We start from the raw sequence: 16173 nt of genomic DNA, 5'->3' as shown, positions 1-16173 counted from the left end.
GCTCGCCGCTTGCGCGGCGCCCCCGGAATGACGAGGAGAGAGACCTAAACCTGCACTCCCTCATGCCGCAGCAGCCAGCGCTTGCGCTCGAGCCCGCCGCCGTATTTCACCAGCGAACCGTCGGCGCCGATCAAGCGGTGGCAGGGCAGCACCACGCTGATCGGATTGGAGCCGTTGGCATGACCGACGGCACGAATGGCTTTTGGCACATCGATCTTTGCGGCCAGCGCGCTGTAGCTCATCGTGGTGCCGGCGGGGATGTGAGCCAGCGCGTTCCAGACCTTCTGCTGAAACCGCGTGCCGGCGATACGCCATGCGATGGCCGAGAGCTGACCGAGATCGCCTTCGAAGTAACCCGATAACGCCGTTCGCATGGATGCAGGCGCAGGCCGGTCGCTGAGATCGACCGCACCGTAGTGCAAGCGCAAGAGCTCGCGCATGCGATGCTCATAGTCTTCCCAGTCCAGTGCGCGTAGCGCACCCTCGGCATCGGTGACGAGCAGAGCAATCCCGATCGGCGTCGTCAGGCGATCGAGGCCGAAGCTTGCAGACGGTTTGGTTGATCGCCCGGGCATGGTGGCACCATAGCATCGAAACATGCCATCGCACTTGCCATGCCGGCCGTGCTATCGTCCACCCGAAAGCTGACGCTGGGGGAGCTCAACTTGATCCTGATCGCCAATATCCTGGTGGCGCTGGTCGCCGCGCTGCACGTCTTTTTCCTGATCCTGGAGATGTTCCTCTGGGACAAGCCGCAGGGCCTGAAGGTGTTTCGCAATACGCCGGAGAAGGCCGAGATCACGAAGGTGCTGGCCGCCAATCAGGGCCTCTATAACGGCTTCCTCGCCGCCGGCCTGATCTGGGGTCTGGTCCACGGCAACCCGGCCTTCGCATTCCAGATCAAGGCGTTCTTCCTGCTTTGCGTGATCGTGGCCGGCGCCTATGGCGCCGCGACCGTCAGCAGCCGCATCCTGATGGTGCAGGCGCTGCCGGCGGCGGTCGCGCTGGTCGCGTTGTTCCTGGCCTGAGACGCCTGCCCCCTCGGCCTGAGACGCTACGGCGCAGCGCCGCGATCCTTGCGCGGCGGCGAACCTTCCTCCACAATCTTCGGCAGCGATGGCGACCGTTGCAATCGACGGGAAAAGACCATCGGCCGAAAATTCCGTCAGGAGGAACAACCAACATGACCAATCGCAGAGCCTTCTTAGCTGCCACGACAGCGCTCGCCTTCGCGTTCTCCGCGAACCAAGCCTTCGTAAGCCAAGCCTTCGCCCAGAAGAAATACGACACCGGGGCGACCGACACCGAGATCAAGATCGGCCAGACCGTGCCGTTCTCCGGCGCCTACTCCGTCTACGCCAATATCGGCAAGACCCAGGCCGCCTACTTCAAGATGATCAACGATCAGGGCGGCATCAACGGCCGCAAGATCAATCTGATCCAGTATGATGACGCCTATTCGCCGCCGAAGACGGTAGAGCAGGTGCGCAAGCTCGTCGAGGGCGACGAGGTGCTGTTCACCTTCCAGCTGATCGGCACCGCGGCCAACGCCGCCGTGCAAAAATATCTCAACGGCAAGAAGGTGCCGCAGTTGCTGGCCTCGACCGGCGCGGCCCGCTTCAACGATCCGCAGAACTATCCCTGGACCATCGCCTACAATCCCAACTACGTGTCCGAGGGACGCATCTACGCCAAATACATTCTCAAGGAGCATCCGAACGCCAAGATCGGCGTGCTCTACCAGAACGACGACATGGGCCGCGACTATCTCGCGGGCCTCAAGAGCGGCCTCGGCGACAAGGCCGCAAGCATGATCGTCGGCGAGGTCTCCTACGAGGTCACCGACCCGACGGTCGATTCCCAGGTGGTCAAGCTGAAGTCGATGGGCGTCGACGTGTTCTTCGATGCCTCGACGCCGAAATTCGCGGCACAGGCGATCAAGAAGCTCGCCGACCTCGGCTGGACGCCGGTGCACATCCTCGACATCAATGCGAGCCCGATCTCGGCAACGCTGAAGCCGGCCGGCCTCGACATCTCCAAGGGCATCATCTCGACCCAATATGGCAAGGAGCCCAGCGATCCCCAGTGGAAGGACGATCCCGGCGTGAAGGCCTTCTTCGCTTTCATGGACAAGTATTTCCCGGAAGGCGACAAGCTCAACACCGTCAACACCTACGCCTATTCCGTGGCGGAGCTGCTGGTGCAGGTCCTGAAGCAATGCGGCGACGATCTGACCCGTGAGAACATCATGAAGCAGGTCGCCAACATCAAGGACTTCACGCCGAGCTTCGCGCTGCCCGGCATCAAGATCAATACCGGGCCGAACGACTTCCGCGTCAACAAGCAGATGCAGATGATGAAGTTCAACGGCGAACGCTGGGAGCTGTTCGGACCGATCATCGAGGACACGGGACCGTCGGGCTAGTCCCGATCTCGTAGGGCGGGTTGCGCCCAGCGGACTGCACTTCGCGCAGCCCGCAAGGCTAACCCACCCTACGAACGCCCACCTTGCGTCGCAACAATCGTTCCTCCACACTCGCCCTCAGCGATGGCATCGGATGCGCAAGCGCGCGCCGAGAGATCATCGGCAATAACAACTGAGGGAATTGCGAATGAGGAATGGAATGCTGCATCTGGCCGCGGCCACGGCGCTTGCTCTGGCGCTGTCAATTTCAGCGGCCAATGCCCAGAAGAAATATGATCCGGGCGCCAGCGACACCGAGATCAAGGTCGGACAGACTGTGCCGTTCTCGGGGCCGGCATCAGCCTATGCCACGATCGGCAAGACGCAGGCCGCCTATTTCAAGATGATCAACGACCAGGGCGGCATCAACGGTCGCAAGATCAACCTGATCCAGTATGACGACGCCTATTCGCCGCCGAAGGCGGTGGAGCAGGTGCGCAAGCTCGTCGAGAGCGACGAGGTGCTGCTGACCTTCCAGATCGTCGGCACGCCCTCGAACGCAGCGGTGCAGAAATATCTCAACTCCAAGAAGGTGCCGCAGCTGTTCGCCGCCACCGGCGCTTCGAAGTTCACCGATCCCAAGAACTTCCCTTGGACCATGGGCTACAACCCGAACTATTTCGTCGAGGGCCGCATCTACGGCCAGTACGTCCTCAAGGAGCATCCGAACGCCAAGATCGGCGTGCTTTATCAGAACGACGATCTCGGCAAGGACTATCTGAACGGCATCAAGGCCGGCCTCGGCGACAAGGCTGGCAAGATGATCGTGACGGAAGCCTCCTACGAGGTCTCCGATCCGACCATCGACTCGCAGATTCTCAAGATCAAGGATGCCGGCGCCGACCTGTTCTTCAGCGCGACCACGCCGAAGCAGGCCGCGCAGGCGATCAAGAAGATCGCGGAGATGGGCTGGCATCCGGTGCAGATCGTCGACATCAACGCCACTTCGGTCGGCGCGGTGATGAAGCCGGCGGGCCTGGAGGCATCCAAGGGCGTGATCAGCGTCAACTACGGCAAGGATCCGCTCGATCCGGCGTGGAAGGACGATGCCGGCATGAAGAAATATTTCGACTTCATGGCGAAGTACTATCCTGACGGCGACAAGGATTCGAGCTTCAACACCTATGGCTACGGCACCGCCCAGCTGCTGGTGCACGTGCTGAAGCAGTGCGGCGACAACCTGACGCGCGAGAATGTCATGAAGCAGGCCGCCTCGCTGAAGGACTTCATCGGCGACACCGCGCTGCCCGGCATCAAGGCCAACACCTCGGCGACCGACTACCGCGTCAACAAGCAGCTTCAGATGATGAAGTTCAACGGCGAGCGCTGGGAGCTGTTCGGCCCGATCCTGGAGGATGCGGGTCCGGCGGGTTAGCTGCACACGCAACTTCGTAGGGTGGGCAAGGCGCGCAAACGCCGTGCCCACCATCTCTCCATAATCGCGACGAAAGTCGTGGGCACGCCCCCCGGATGCGCATTCGCGCACCCCGGGGCTTTATCCACCCTACGAGCTACTCCGGTATCTCTCCAAAATTCTTCCCGATCGGCAGCACGGCGTGCCGGATCAGCCGCGAGTCCTCCACTGCGGCCTGGCGATGCTTGACCGCCTCGCGGTAGACGGGATCGCGGATCATCTCGACGAAGGCTCCGACATCAGGATATTCGGCGATGAAGCAATGGTCCCAGCGCTCGTCCTGCGGGCCGATCAGCATCAGCTCGAATCTGCCCTGCCAGATGATGCGGCCGCCGAGGCGTTCGAACACCGGGCCGCTCTCGCGGCCATAGGCCGCGTAGGCTTCGGCGCCGCTTGCCTTGCGGCCATCCGGATAGGCCGCCTCCTTGCGCAGACGCACCAGGTTGAGCATGTGGATCGGCCCGGGACGGTCGTTCTCCCGGAATTGCGCGAAAATCTCCTTGGTCGGATCGATATGGCCCATGCGTGCTTCCTCTGCGTGTTTCCTCGTGTTTTGTGCCGGCGATCCTAGCTCCGGCACGCAACCAGCGGAACTGCGGCGATCGAATGCCGCACCTCCTAATCGCGCGTTAAGGTCTGGGTAACCGGGCCTTAAACAGCGACCGCTAGCGTGCGGCGGGGCGAGCTGACCGGGCGTTTTTGCGTATGGCGTGGGGAAAGAAAAAGGGTGGGCGGAAGGAGCCGCTGTTCGGCTTGCCCGCGGCGCTCGCCGATCTGCGCCTGACCCCTGCGGACCGCATTCCCGGCGGCGACGACAAGCCGAAGAAATCAACGAAATCATCCACCAAGCGCAAGAGCGAGGATTCCGGCGACGAGCCGCCGCGCGAACGGAAGGCGCCGGCCAGCCGCAGCGGTGCCAAGCGGCGCACCAAGTCGCGCATCGGCGCCAGCATCGGCCGCCTGGTCTATTGGGGCGCGGTGCTCGGCCTGTGGGGCGCGATCGCCGTGATCGGCGTCGTCATCTATGTCGGCGCCCATCTGCCGCCGATCCAGTCGCTGGAGATCCCCAAGCGGCCGCCGACGATCCAGATCGTCGGCATCGATGGCAGCATGCTGGCGCAACGCGGCGAGATGGCCGGCGCCAATGTCTCGCTGAAGGATTTGCCGCCTTACCTGCCCAAGGCGTTCATCGCCATCGAGGACCGCCGCTTCTATTCGCATTTCGGCATCGACCCGATCGGCATCCTGCGCGCCCTCGTCACCAACGTCATGCATCGCGGCGTCTCGCAGGGCGGCTCGACGCTGACGCAGCAGCTCGCCAAGAACCTGTTCCTGACCCAGGAGCGCACCATGCAGCGCAAGCTGCAGGAGGTGGAGCTCGCGATCTGGCTCGAGCGCAAGCATTCCAAGAACGAGATCCTGGAGCTCTATCTCAACCGCGTCTATTTCGGCTCCGGCGCCTATGGCGTCGAAGCTGCCGCGCAGAAATATTTCGGCAAGTCGGCGAAGAACGTCACGGTTGCCGAGGCCGCGATGCTAGCCGGTCTTGTCAAATCGCCCTCGCGCCTCGCGCCGAACCGCAACCCCGAAGGCGCCGAAGCCCGCGCGCAAATCGTGCTCGCGGCGATGGCGGACGCGAAGTTCATCACCGATGCACAGGCGCAGGCCTCGATCGGCCATCCCTCCTACAATGTGAAACCGGTCGGCGCCGGGACGGTCAATTACGTCGCCGACTGGATCGGCGAGGTGCTCGACGATCTGGTCGGCCAGATCGACGAGAGCATCAAGGTCGAGACCACGATCGATCCGAAGCTGCAGAGCGTGGCGGAAGCCGCCATCATCGACGAGCTCGCGGCCAAGAGCGTGAAGTTCAATGTCAGCCAGGGCGCGCTGGTGGCGATGACGCCGGATGGTGCGGTGCGCGCCATGGTGGGCGGGCGGAACTATTCCGAGAGCCAGTACAACCGCGCTGTGACGGCAAAGCGCCAGCCGGGCTCCTCGTTCAAGCCGTTCGTCTATCTGACCGCGCTCGAGCAGGGCCTGACGCCTGATACGATGCGCCAGGACGCGCCAATCGAGGTCAAGGGCTGGCGACCCGAGAACTACACTCATGAATATTTCGGCGCGGTGACGCTGACGCAGGCGCTGGCGATGTCCCTCAACACCGTCGCCATTCGCCTCGGTCTCGAGGTCGGACCGAAGAATGTGGTGCGCACCGCGCACCGGCTCGGCATCTCCTCCAAGCTCGAGCCGAACGCCTCGATCGCGCTCGGCACGTCGGAAGTCTCGGTGGTCGAGCTGGTCGGCGCCTATGCGCCCTTCGCCAATGGCGGTCTCGCGGTGGCACCGCACGTCGTCACGCGGATCAAGACGCTGGGCGGCAAGCTGCTCTACATGCGCCAGCCTGAGGAGCGCAATCAGGTCATCGACCCGCGCTATGTCGGCATGATGAACGCGATGATGCGGGAGACGCTGATATCAGGCACCGCCAAGAAGGCCGAGATCCCGGGCTGGCCCGCGGCCGGCAAGACCGGCACCAGCCAGGATTACCGCGACGCCTGGTTCATCGGCTACACCGCAAGCCTGGTCACCGGTGTCTGGCTCGGCAATGACGACAATTCGCCGACCAAGAAGGCGACCGGCGGCGGCCTGCCGGTGGAAGTCTGGTCGCGCTTCATGCGCACCGCGCACGAGGGTGTGCCGGTGGCGAACTTGCCGAGCACACAAGGTGGCTGGGGCCTGTCGAACCTCGCGCAGGCGGCTTCGCAGGTGTCGCCGCCGACGTTGGCAGCGCCCGGGCCGGCACCCGCAAGCAATGGCGGCTATCGTCCACCGCCGACGCGCGCCAATGCGCGGCCGGAGGCTGCGGCAGGGCTCGATGGCTGGCTGATGGACCGGCTGTTCGGCGGAAACCGTTAGGCGCGGCCTGAGGTCCGCGTGGCCTCAAGACAAAAACTGCGAAAACAACCCCATGCACAGTAGCCCGCGCTAACGATATCAACGGCTTGCGCGGGCCGCACAGACGCCTGAACTGCGCCTCGAAGTCAGCTCCACCACTTCGACAAGTCCTGCCAATCACGGCCGGATCAACCGAGGTGAGCTACTCCCCAAAAGCAAAAACACCAGCTGCGCCACTCTCCGCTGTCATTCCCCGCGAAAGCGGGGAATCCAGTACGCCGCGGCTTCTCGATTCAATCAGCGCCGTCTCGGCGCACTGGATCGCCCGGTCAAAGCCGGGCGATGACACCTTTCAAGACGTTTGCAGCGCGTCCCTAATCCTCGACCCCATACCGGTGCAGATCGTTGCCGTAGGTATCGAGCCACTTCTTGGCGCGCTCCATCGACGGGCAGACTTTTCCGCACACGCGCCAGAACCGCGCCGAGTGGTTCATCTCGACGAGATGGGCGACTTCGTGCGCGGCGAGGTAGTCGAGCACGAAGGGCGGCGCCAGGATCAGGCGCCAGGAGAACGACAGCGAGCCGGCCGAGGTGCAGGAACCCCAGCGGCTGGACTGATCGCGGATCGAGAGGCGCTTGACCCTGACACCGAGCTCGGCGGCGTAAGCCTCCGCCGATCGCTGCAGGTCGCGGCGCGCCTCGCGCTTGAGGAAGTCACTGACGCGGCGATCGACATGCTCGAGCCCGCCGGCGACGCAGAGAATGCGCTCACCGCTGTCGCGCATCTCGGTCCACACCGTGCCGCGCGTGCCGGCGCGATGAACGATGCGATGCGGGGTGCCACGGAGCGGTATCACCGTGCCCGGCTGGAACGGCGCAGCCTTCGGCAAGCGACCGAGGCGCGCCGCGATCCACGCACCGTGGCGCTGCGCGAAGTCTTTCGCCTCGGCCAGCGTGCCGCGCGGCGGCATGGTGAGGATGGCTTCGCGATCGCTGGGGTGAATTCTCAGCGTGTAGCGGCGCGCGCGGCGGTGCCGGCGCAATCGGATGGCAAAAAATTGCGATCCATGGGTGATCAGGACGGTCTTGGGTTCGTGGGGCCGCCGATAGAGGAGAGCGCGAGTGGCCATGTCTGTCAGTCCGGGGGGCAGGAGGGCGCCCGGATTCTGCCATAACCGCCGCCAGGGAAAGCGCTCGGCGCAAAAACAAATCATTTGCCCAATATACAGCGGTCTGACGTCCGGGAGACCCTACAGACTGGGGTTGGAACCGGCTTTTTTCGCCCCCGCTGGACGCATGCGGCACCCCCAAGGGGTGAGGGAAGACTCACTCCTATAAAGCTACCGAAATACCGCGAATCTGGAGAGAACCAGGCCCGGCCGGAGCCTCCGGCGGGGGCTGAATTTTCGACGGGAAAGCCGAAAACGAAGGTTATTCGGCCGCGAGAGCCTGCAATGAGCTCGGATTCGCAGCTGAGACCATGAAGTCATGGATTCGCGGAACGATTTCCGACTTGAAGCGCGAACCGTTGAACACGCCGTAATGTCCGACGCCCTTCTGGACGTAATGGACGCGGCGATGATCGGGGATCGAGCTGCACAAGGTGTGCGTCGCTTCGGTCTGACCGAGACCCGAGATGTCGTCGTTCTCGCCTTCGACCGTCATCAACGCCACGCGCGTGACCTTGGAGGGGTCGACGCGTGTTCCGCGATGCGTCATCTCGCCCTTCGGCAGCGAATGTTTCACGAAAACGGTGTCGACCGTCTGCAGGTAATACTCGGCGGAGAGGTCCATCACCGCGAGATATTCGTCATAGAACTCGCGATGCTTGTCGACGAGGTCGCCGTCGCCTTTCACCAGATGGGCAAAGAGCTGCTTGTGGGCGTCCATGTGCCGGTCGAGATTCATGCTGATGAAGCCGTTGAGCTGCAGGAATCCCGGATAGACGTCGCGCATCATGCCGGGATGCGGGAACGGCACCTTGGTGATGACGTGGTTGCGGAACCAGTCGATACCGCGCTCCTGGGCGAGATTGTTCACCGACGTCGGATTGCGACGGGTGTCGATCGGGCCGCCCATCAGCGTCATCGAGGTCGGCACGAAGGGATCGCGCCGCGCTTCCATGATCGAAACGGCGGCGACCACCGGCACGGAGGGCTGGCACACCGCCATGACGTGGGTGTTGCCGCCGAGGACGTGCAGCATCTCGATGACGTAGTCGATGTAATCGTCGAGATCGAAGCGGCCATCGCTCAGCGGCACCATGCGGGCATCGGCCCAATCGGTAATGTAGACCTCATGTGCGGGCAGGAAGGCTTCGACCGTCCCGCGGAGCAGCGTCGCATAATGCCCGGACATCGGCGCCACGATCAGCACGCGCGGCTGCGGGCTGCGCAGGGGACGAGCGAACTTGCGATCGAAGTAGAGCAGCCGGCAGAACGGCTTTTCCCAGACTGAGCGGACCTCGACGGGGACGCGGATGCCGTTGACCTCGGTGTCGTCGAGGCCCCATTCCGGCTTGCCGTAGCGGCGCGTGGTGCGCTCGAACAATTCGCAGGCCGCGGCAACCGACTTGCCGACCTCGGTGCGCGCCCAGGGGTTGAGAGGATTCTGAAACAGCAGCTTGGTCGCGTCAGTGACCGCACGTGCCGGATTGAGAGAGGCGTGCGCCATCTCGTACATCCAGTACATCGGCGTCGTCAGGACCGGACTGCCTTCTGCAGCCAGGGGCGGTGCGCCGCCGAACTCACCAATAGGCATCGCTATATCCCTCTTCGCATCGCAGCATACTGCCGAATGCGCAATATTGCGTCAATGCATGGTTCCGTACATCTACGTGGCGGAGACGGGTAAATCGGCCTGAATCCACGGGAAAGTGACGTTATTCGCCGCCCGACAGCAGCGAGCCGTGCTTCTTGGCGCTGCGCAAAAGGGCAAGGAATGCCCAAAAAGATGCAACCAGGAGTACTGCGTTGATGGCCAACGCCTCCAGCATCAGATCGGTCCTAAAGGTCTGCTCGATCAGCAGCGCGCGCATCCCCTCGAAGGCATAGGTCGGCGGTAATGCCCAAGCGACGTACTGCAGCCAGACCGGCAACACGCTGACGGGATAGTAGACGCAGGCGAGCGGCAGGATCGCGAACATCAGGGTCCAGACGATGCTCTCGGCGCCGAGGCCGTTTCGCAGCACGAGACCCGACACGAAGATGCCGACCGACCAGCTCGTGAAGATCAGATTGCAGAAGAATGCGATCAGCGGCAGGCCCAGGGCATAGACATTGAATTGAAACATGAACAGCGCGAGCAAGGTCATCGGAATGATCCCGATCGCAAGCCGGATCAGGCTCATGACCATCAGCGACAGCAGAAACTCGAACGGCCTCAAGGGGCTCATCATGAGGTTGCCGATGTTGCGCGCCCACATCTCCTCCAGGAACGAGATGGAGAAGCCGAGCTGCCCGCGGAACAGGATGTCCCAGAGGATGACGGCGCCGATCAGCGTGCCGCCGGCGCGCGCGAAGAAATTGGAATTCTCCGCGATGTAATACTGGATGAAGCCCCAGGTGATGACCTGCAGCGCCGGCCAGTACAGCAATTCGAGCAGCCGCGGCCAGGACGACAGCAGGAGGTACCAGTAGCGCAGGATCATCGCGCCGATCCGATGGACGGAGATGCCGCGGTGGAGGGTGAGGCCGGTCATGGCACGCTCCCGTTGCCCGGATGGAGCGCAGCGCAATCCGGGAATCGTGCCACATGCGACAGGGGTCCCGGATTACGCTTCGCTTTATCCGGGCTACGAAGACGGCTCCCGCTCACCTTGCTGCCTCCTTCGCGCCGTTCACCCGGCCGCGCGCAACGTCCAGAAACACCTCCTCCAGCGTGGTGCGGTTGTAGCGCGCCATGATCGCCTCCGGCGTGTCGTCGTCCTCGATGCGACCGCGCTTCATGATGATGACGCGATCGCACAGCCGCTCGACCTCGAGCATGTTGTGCGAGGCCAGAAGGATGGTGGCGTTGTTGTCCTTGCGATAACGCTCCAGATGCGCCCGCACCCAGTCGGCGGTATCCGGATCGAGCGAGGCGGTCGGCTCGTCCAGCAGCAGCAGCTCGGGCCGGTTGATCAGCGCCTTGGCGAGCGCGACGCGGGTCTTCTGCCCGGCGGACAGCTTGCCGTTGGCGCGGTCGATGAAATCGGTGAGATCAAGATCGTCCGCGAGCTCGGCAATGCGGCCGGCGAGGTTCTTCACCGCATAGAGCTTGCCGAACACGGTGAGATTCTGCCGCACCGTGAGCCGCATCGGCATGTCGACATAGGGGCTCTCGAAATTCATCCGCCCCAGCACGGCAGCGCTCTCCTCCGGCATCCGATGTCCGAGCACCTGCACGCGGCCGGAGGTCGGCAGCACCAGGCCCATGATCATCGCGATGGTCGTGGTCTTGCCGGCGCCGTTGCCGCCCAGAAGCCCGGTGATGCTGCCGCGCGTCAGCGAAAAGGAGATGTCGTCGACCGCGCGGGTCTGCTTGTAGATCTTGACGAGGTGCTCGACCGCGATCGCCGCGGACGAACTGCGCTCCGCGACAGTGGGCCGACTTGAAGCCTTGTCATTCTCGGTCATGCTGGTCGTTCTTCTGCTATTGCAGCGGATAGCGCAAGGCTTGTAAATCCGGTGGTTCCGCGAGCCCAGCGTTTGTGATCTGGAAGGCACCCCCATTGGCCGATCTGACTGAAATTGCTGCTTCCGACTTTCGCCACGCGCAGCGGCATATCCGCCTGGACACGATCCTACGGCTGCGCTGGCTGGCGGTGCTGGGCCAGCTCGCCGCGATCTTCATCGTGGCGCAGGGGTTGGAATTCAACGTCGAGATCGTCCCCTGCGTCAGCATCATCGCCTTGTCGGCAGCACTGAATCTGGCGCTCCAGACCGCGGCCAATCCGATGCAGCGGCTGGAGCCGATGCAGGCGGCCGGACTGCTCGCGCTGAACATCGTGGAACTGGCCGGTCTGTTGTACTTCACCGGCGGACTGCAGAACCCGTTCTCGTTCCTGTTCTTGGCGCCGGTGCTGATCTCGGCCACGGCACTGCCGGCGCGCTTCACGTTCGGCCTCGGCGTGCTTGCGGTGGCCTGCGCCTCGGTGCTGTTCTTCTTCCATTTGCCGCTGCCCTGGGATTCCGATGATCCCCTAGTGCTGCCGCCGATCTATCTCGTCGGCGTCTGGCTCTCGATCGTGCTCGCGATCGGCGTCACTAGCCTCTACTCTTTCCAAGTGACCGAGGAGGCGCGCAAGCTTGCGGACGCGCTGGCCGCGACCGAGCTGGTGCTGACGCGTGAGCAACACCTGACCCAGCTCGACGGGCTCGCAGCCGCGGCCGCGCACGAGCTCGGCACGCCGCTCGCGACGATCTTCCTGATCTCGCGCGAGCTGGAGAAGACGGTGAAGGACGCCAGCTTTGCCGCCGACCTGAAGACGTTGCGCGAGCAGACCCAGCGTTGCCGCGACATATTGAGCAAGATCACCCAGCTCTCCTCCACCGGCGCGCCGTTCGACCGCATGAAGCTGTCGGAGCTGATCGAGGAGGTGGTGGCCCCGCACCGCGATTTCGGCGTCGAGATCAAGGTGCGGATCGCGGTCGCCGCCGTGTCCGAGCCGGTCGGCTCGCGCAATCCGGCAATCCTGTACGGCGTCGGCAACATCGTCGAGAACGCGGTCGATTTCGCCCATACCACCGTCGAGGTGAACGCTTGGTGGAACAAGGACACGATCGAGCTTCTGATCTCCGACGACGGCCCCGGCATTCCGCCCGACATCCTGAACCGGATCGGCGAGCCCTATCTGTCGCGGCGGCGAACCACGGATGACGGCGGCGGTGAGCGACGCGGTCTCGGATTGGGCGTGTTCATCGCGCGCACCTTGCTGGAACGCACCGGCGCCAAGGTCTTGTTTACCAACCGGATCTTTCCGGAACACGGCGCGGTGGTGCAGATCACTTGGCCGCGACAGCGTTTTGAGGCTATCGAGAGCCTCGAAGAAACAATAGGATAGGCCGCGACCTTGCGTCGCACAACAGGGCCGATCGACTATCGGCGGCCTTGGCACCGCTCGATTGCGAGGCCATATGTAGTCGCGTTGGAGAGAGGACAAAACCTTGAACGCCATCGCCGAACTGAACGAACAGACCGACCGCTCGCTGCTCATCGTGGAGGACGACAAGCCGTTCCTGGAGCGGTTGTCGCGCGCCATGGAAACGCGCGGCTTTGCGGTGACGTCATGCGACACCGTCTCGGATGGTCTTGCGCAGATCGGCAAGGCAGCGCCGGCATTCGCCGTAGTGGATTTGCGGCTCGGCGACGGCAACGGCCTCGACGTGGTCTCGGCGCTGAAGAAGAAGCGCCCGGATGCGCGCGCGATCGTGCTGACCGGCTACGGCAACATCGCCACCGCCGTCACCGCGGTGAAGATGGGCGCGATCGATTATCTCTCCAAGCCAGCGGATGCCGACGACGTCGTCGCGGCGCTGCTGTCGACCAGCGCGGAGAAATCCGAGCTGCCGACGAACCCGATGTCCGCCGACCGCGTGCGCTGGGAGCACATCCAGCGCATCTACGAGATGTGCAACCGCAACGTCTCGGAAACGGCGCGGCGGCTCAACATGCACCGCAGGACGTTGCAGCGCATTTTGGCCAAACGCGCGCCGCGGTAATTTACGGCAATCAGCAACCTATCCCCGTCACCCTGAGGTGGCCGCACCTTCAGCGGCCCTCGAAGGGCGACGGCCCGGCCACATCGCGGGATGACGGAACGACAGGTCTCGTAGGGTGGGCAAAGGCGCGAAGCGCCGTGCCCACGATCTGTAAGAGCTGGATAGAGATCGTGGGCACGCTTCGCTTTGCCACCCTACGGCACCGATGTTTGCGGCGCCGCTACTCCCAAAACTCCGCATGCCCCTGCGGATCGACCAGGCGGTTGATGCGCAAGGCTGCCGCCATTCCAAACCGCACCGTCATCTGCTTCCTCGTCGCGGCAGCCAGCTTGTGCTCGGGCGCTTCGCATTGCAGGTGCGCGCCATAGGCGTCGGCGATGATCAGGCCGGTGCCTTCCGGAAAGATCTCGCACGGCAGGTCTTGCGTGAAGGCGAAGAACAGCCGGTCGCAATGGGCACGGTATTCATGCCATTTCTGATCGGCGCGCAGATCCTCCACCGACGATTTGATCTCGACGATCCAGATCTCGCCGCGCTCGTTCAGCGCCACGAGGTCGGCGCGCCGGCCCGAGGGCAGCGGCAATTCGCTGATGCAGGTAAAGCCGAGCGAACGTAAGAGCCGCGCGGTGCCGCGCGCGACCGCGAGCGCCGTTTCCGACTGGCGGCGATCGGGTGGCGGCACCAGGGCGATGTTACGGGCGGGATTGTCCATGGAGGGAGGATAGCCGATTCCGTTTGGGGCGGACACTCTCTCCGCCCGTCGGGTCCCGGGCTCGCGCCAAGTGGCGGCCCCGGGACGACAGTGTGTGGGACGCGGAACCTCCCCTCCCCCACGAACTTATCACGCAGCCGCCGCACCTCGGCGGAACCACCGAGGCTGCGCGGATGATCGACGATCTCTGGTACAAGAACGGGGTAATCTACTGCCTTTCCGTCGGCTCCTATATGGACGCCAACGGCGACGGCGTCGGCGACTTCAAGGGCCTGCTCCGCCGGCTCGATTATCTGCACGGCCTCGGCATCACCACGATCTGGCTGATGCCGTTCCAGACCTCGCCCGGCCGCGACGACGGCTACGACATCGCCGACTATTACAGCGTCGATGCCCGTTACGGCACGCTCGGCGATTTCGTCGAGTTCGCCCATGGCTGCAAGCAGCGCGGCATCCGCATCATCATCGATCTCGTCGTCAACCACACCTCGGATCAGCATCACTGGTTCAAGGAGGCGCGGCGCGACAAGAACTCGCCGTATCGCGACTGGTATGTGTGGTCCGACAAGAAGCCGGCCGGTGCCGACAAAGGCATGGTGTTTCCCGGCGTGCAGAAAACGACCTGGACGCGCGACAAGGAAGCGGGCGCGTATTACTTCCACCGCTTCTACGATTTCCAGCCCGACCTCAACACCTCGAACCCGCATGTGCAGGCCGAGATCCTGAAGATCATGGGGTTCTGGATCCAGCTCGGCGTCTCCGGCTTCCGCATGGACGCCGTGCCCTTCGTGATCGCGACCAAGGGCGCGAAGGTGAAGAAGCCGGTCGAGCAGTACGACATGCTGCGCGCGTTCCGCGAATTCCTGCAATGGCGGCAGGGCGACGCCATCATCCTCGCTGAAGCCAATGTGCTGCCAAAGACGGACATGGAATATTTCGGCCGCGACGCCGACCGCATGCATATGATGTTCAACTTCCACGTCAACCAGCACCTGTTCTATGCGCTGGCCTCCGCAGATTCGCGGCCACTGGCGAAGGCGTTGAAGGCGACCAAGCCGCGGCCGGCGACCGCGCAATGGGGCCTGTTCCTGCGCAATCACGACGAGCTCGATCTGGGACGGTTGACCAAGGCGCAGCGCGACACCGTGTTCAGGAATTTCGGTCCCGACAAGGATATGCAGCTGTACGACCGCGGCATCAGGCGGCGCCTCGCGCCGATGCTCGGCGGCGACCGCCGGCGGCTCGAGCTCGCCTACAGCCTGATGTGCACGCTGCCGGGAACGCCCGTGATCCGCTATGGCGACGAGATCGCGATGGGCGACGATCTCTCACTGCCGGAACGCAATTGCGCGCGCACGCCGATGCAATGGTCGACCGAACCGCATGGCGGCTTCACCAAGAGCAACAAGCCGGCCTGCCCCGTGATCGACAAGGGGCCTTACGGCTACCCGCACGTCAACGTCGCCAAGCAGCGACGCGATCCCAACTCGATGCTGAACTGGACCGAGCGCATCGTCCGCATGCGGAAAGAAGTGCCGGAGGTTGGCTGGGGTGACTTCGCCATCATTCCGGTGCGCGATCCCGCCGTGTTCATCATGCGCTACGACTGGCGCAACAATTCGGTGCTGTTCGTGCATAATCTCGACGAGAAGCCGCGCGAGATCGCGTTCTCAGCCGGGCTACCGGATGAGGCCGGGGCGCACCTGATCAATCTGCTTGCGGAGGACCACAGCCACGCCGACAAGCGCGGCCAGCACCGGATCGTGCTGGAGCCGTATGGGTATCGCTGGTACCGCGTCGGCGGGCTGGATTATCTGTTGAAGCGGAGCGATATCGACGGGGATACGGTGCGGGGGAAGAAGCATCCGGGGTAAGAGTATCTACGCATCGCTATACTCCACCGCAGCCATACCCTCCGCTGTCGTCCCCGCGAAAGCGGGGACCCATAATCACAAGGAGAAGTGTGGGGCGCGCTGGTCACTCC

14 protein-coding genes are annotated in these 16173 nt (G+C 63.6%); 7 read left to right on the top strand and 7 right to left on the bottom strand.

Annotated features, from left to right (window positions below; genetic code table 11):
* Positions 1-44: 44 nt before the first annotated feature.
* Positions 45-575, bottom strand: a complete 531-nt coding sequence (locus GGD66_RS27695) for a methylated-DNA--[protein]-cysteine S-methyltransferase (RefSeq protein ID WP_183259573.1) — start codon at positions 573-575, stop codon at positions 45-47.
* Positions 576-614: 39 nt separating this feature from the next.
* On the opposite strand from GGD66_RS27695, the gene GGD66_RS27690 reads away from it, so the two are divergent.
* The 3 genes from GGD66_RS27690 to GGD66_RS27680 all read left to right on the top strand — a co-directional run bounded on the left by GGD66_RS27690 (position 615) and on the right by GGD66_RS27680 (position 3839).
* Positions 615-1028 carry a DUF1304 domain-containing protein gene (locus GGD66_RS27690; protein WP_018319526.1) on the top strand — a complete coding sequence of 138 codons (414 nt, stop codon included), beginning with the start codon at positions 615-617 and terminating at the stop codon, positions 1026-1028.
* Between the two features lie 155 nt (positions 1029-1183).
* Positions 1184-2425 carry an ABC transporter substrate-binding protein gene (locus GGD66_RS27685; RefSeq protein ID WP_038970676.1) on the top strand — a complete coding sequence of 414 codons (1242 nt, stop codon included), beginning with the start codon at positions 1184-1186 and terminating at the stop codon, positions 2423-2425.
* Between the two features lie 187 nt (positions 2426-2612).
* Complete coding sequence (locus GGD66_RS27680; RefSeq protein WP_183259572.1) at positions 2613-3839, top strand: ABC transporter substrate-binding protein; 1227 nt, start codon at positions 2613-2615, stop codon at positions 3837-3839.
* A 136-nt stretch (positions 3840-3975) separates the two neighbouring features.
* Here GGD66_RS27680 and GGD66_RS27675 read toward each other — a convergent pair whose 3' ends face one another.
* Complete coding sequence (locus GGD66_RS27675; protein WP_092251565.1) at positions 3976-4401, bottom strand: DUF1330 domain-containing protein; 426 nt, start codon at positions 4399-4401, stop codon at positions 3976-3978.
* A 182-nt stretch (positions 4402-4583) separates the two neighbouring features.
* Here GGD66_RS27675 and GGD66_RS27670 point away from each other — a divergent pair, with 182 nt between their 5' ends.
* Positions 4584-6797, top strand: a complete 2214-nt coding sequence (locus GGD66_RS27670) for a transglycosylase domain-containing protein (protein WP_183259571.1) — start codon at positions 4584-4586, stop codon at positions 6795-6797.
* Positions 6798-7150: 353 nt separating this feature from the next.
* On the opposite strand, the gene GGD66_RS27665 is transcribed toward GGD66_RS27670, so the two are convergent.
* The 4 genes from GGD66_RS27665 to GGD66_RS27650 form a co-directional block, all read right to left on the bottom strand.
* The gene (locus tag GGD66_RS27665) at positions 7151-7990 is read right to left on the bottom strand and encodes a M48 family metallopeptidase (RefSeq protein WP_018319521.1); all 840 of its coding nucleotides are present in this window, start codon (positions 7988-7990) and stop codon (positions 7151-7153) included.
* Between the two features lie 217 nt (positions 7991-8207).
* Positions 8208-9536 carry a polyhydroxyalkanoate depolymerase gene (locus GGD66_RS27660; protein ID WP_018319520.1) on the bottom strand — a complete coding sequence of 443 codons (1329 nt, stop codon included), beginning with the start codon at positions 9534-9536 and terminating at the stop codon, positions 8208-8210.
* Between the two features lie 121 nt (positions 9537-9657).
* The gene (locus tag GGD66_RS27655) at positions 9658-10476 is read right to left on the bottom strand and encodes an ABC transporter permease (RefSeq protein WP_183259570.1); all 819 of its coding nucleotides are present in this window, start codon (positions 10474-10476) and stop codon (positions 9658-9660) included.
* Between the two features lie 112 nt (positions 10477-10588).
* Positions 10589-11392: an ABC transporter ATP-binding protein gene (locus GGD66_RS27650; protein ID WP_092251560.1), complete on the bottom strand. Its 804-nt coding sequence runs from the start codon at positions 11390-11392 to the stop codon at positions 10589-10591.
* A gap of 104 nt (positions 11393-11496) precedes the next feature.
* Here GGD66_RS27650 and GGD66_RS27645 point away from each other — a divergent pair, with 104 nt between their 5' ends.
* Positions 11497-12819, top strand: coding sequence for an ActS/PrrB/RegB family redox-sensitive histidine kinase (locus tag GGD66_RS27645; RefSeq protein ID WP_092251936.1), 1323 nt, complete (start codon positions 11497-11499; stop codon positions 12817-12819).
* A gap of 103 nt (positions 12820-12922) precedes the next feature.
* Entirely contained in the window at positions 12923-13477 is a 555-nt protein-coding gene (locus tag GGD66_RS27640) for an ActR/PrrA/RegA family redox response regulator transcription factor (protein WP_008141807.1), read from the top strand.
* 220 nt (positions 13478-13697) lie between these two features.
* On the opposite strand, the gene GGD66_RS27635 is transcribed toward GGD66_RS27640, so the two are convergent.
* Positions 13698-14189, bottom strand: coding sequence for an MmcB family DNA repair protein (locus tag GGD66_RS27635; RefSeq protein WP_092251559.1), 492 nt, complete (start codon positions 14187-14189; stop codon positions 13698-13700).
* 173 nt (positions 14190-14362) lie between these two features.
* On the opposite strand from GGD66_RS27635, the gene GGD66_RS27630 reads away from it, so the two are divergent.
* Positions 14363-16063 (top strand): alpha-amylase family protein, encoded by a 1701-nt coding sequence (locus GGD66_RS27630; RefSeq protein ID WP_092251558.1) that lies wholly within the window; start codon positions 14363-14365, stop codon positions 16061-16063.
* The last annotated feature ends 110 nt before the right edge of the window (positions 16064-16173 follow it).

Origin of the sequence: Bradyrhizobium sp. CIR48 (assembly GCF_014198315.1) — a bacterium.
Taxonomy (GTDB): Bacteria; Pseudomonadota; Alphaproteobacteria; order Rhizobiales; family Xanthobacteraceae; genus Bradyrhizobium.
Note: the sequence above shows the minus strand (reverse complement) of the source record. Positions and strands in the feature narration are given on the sequence as shown.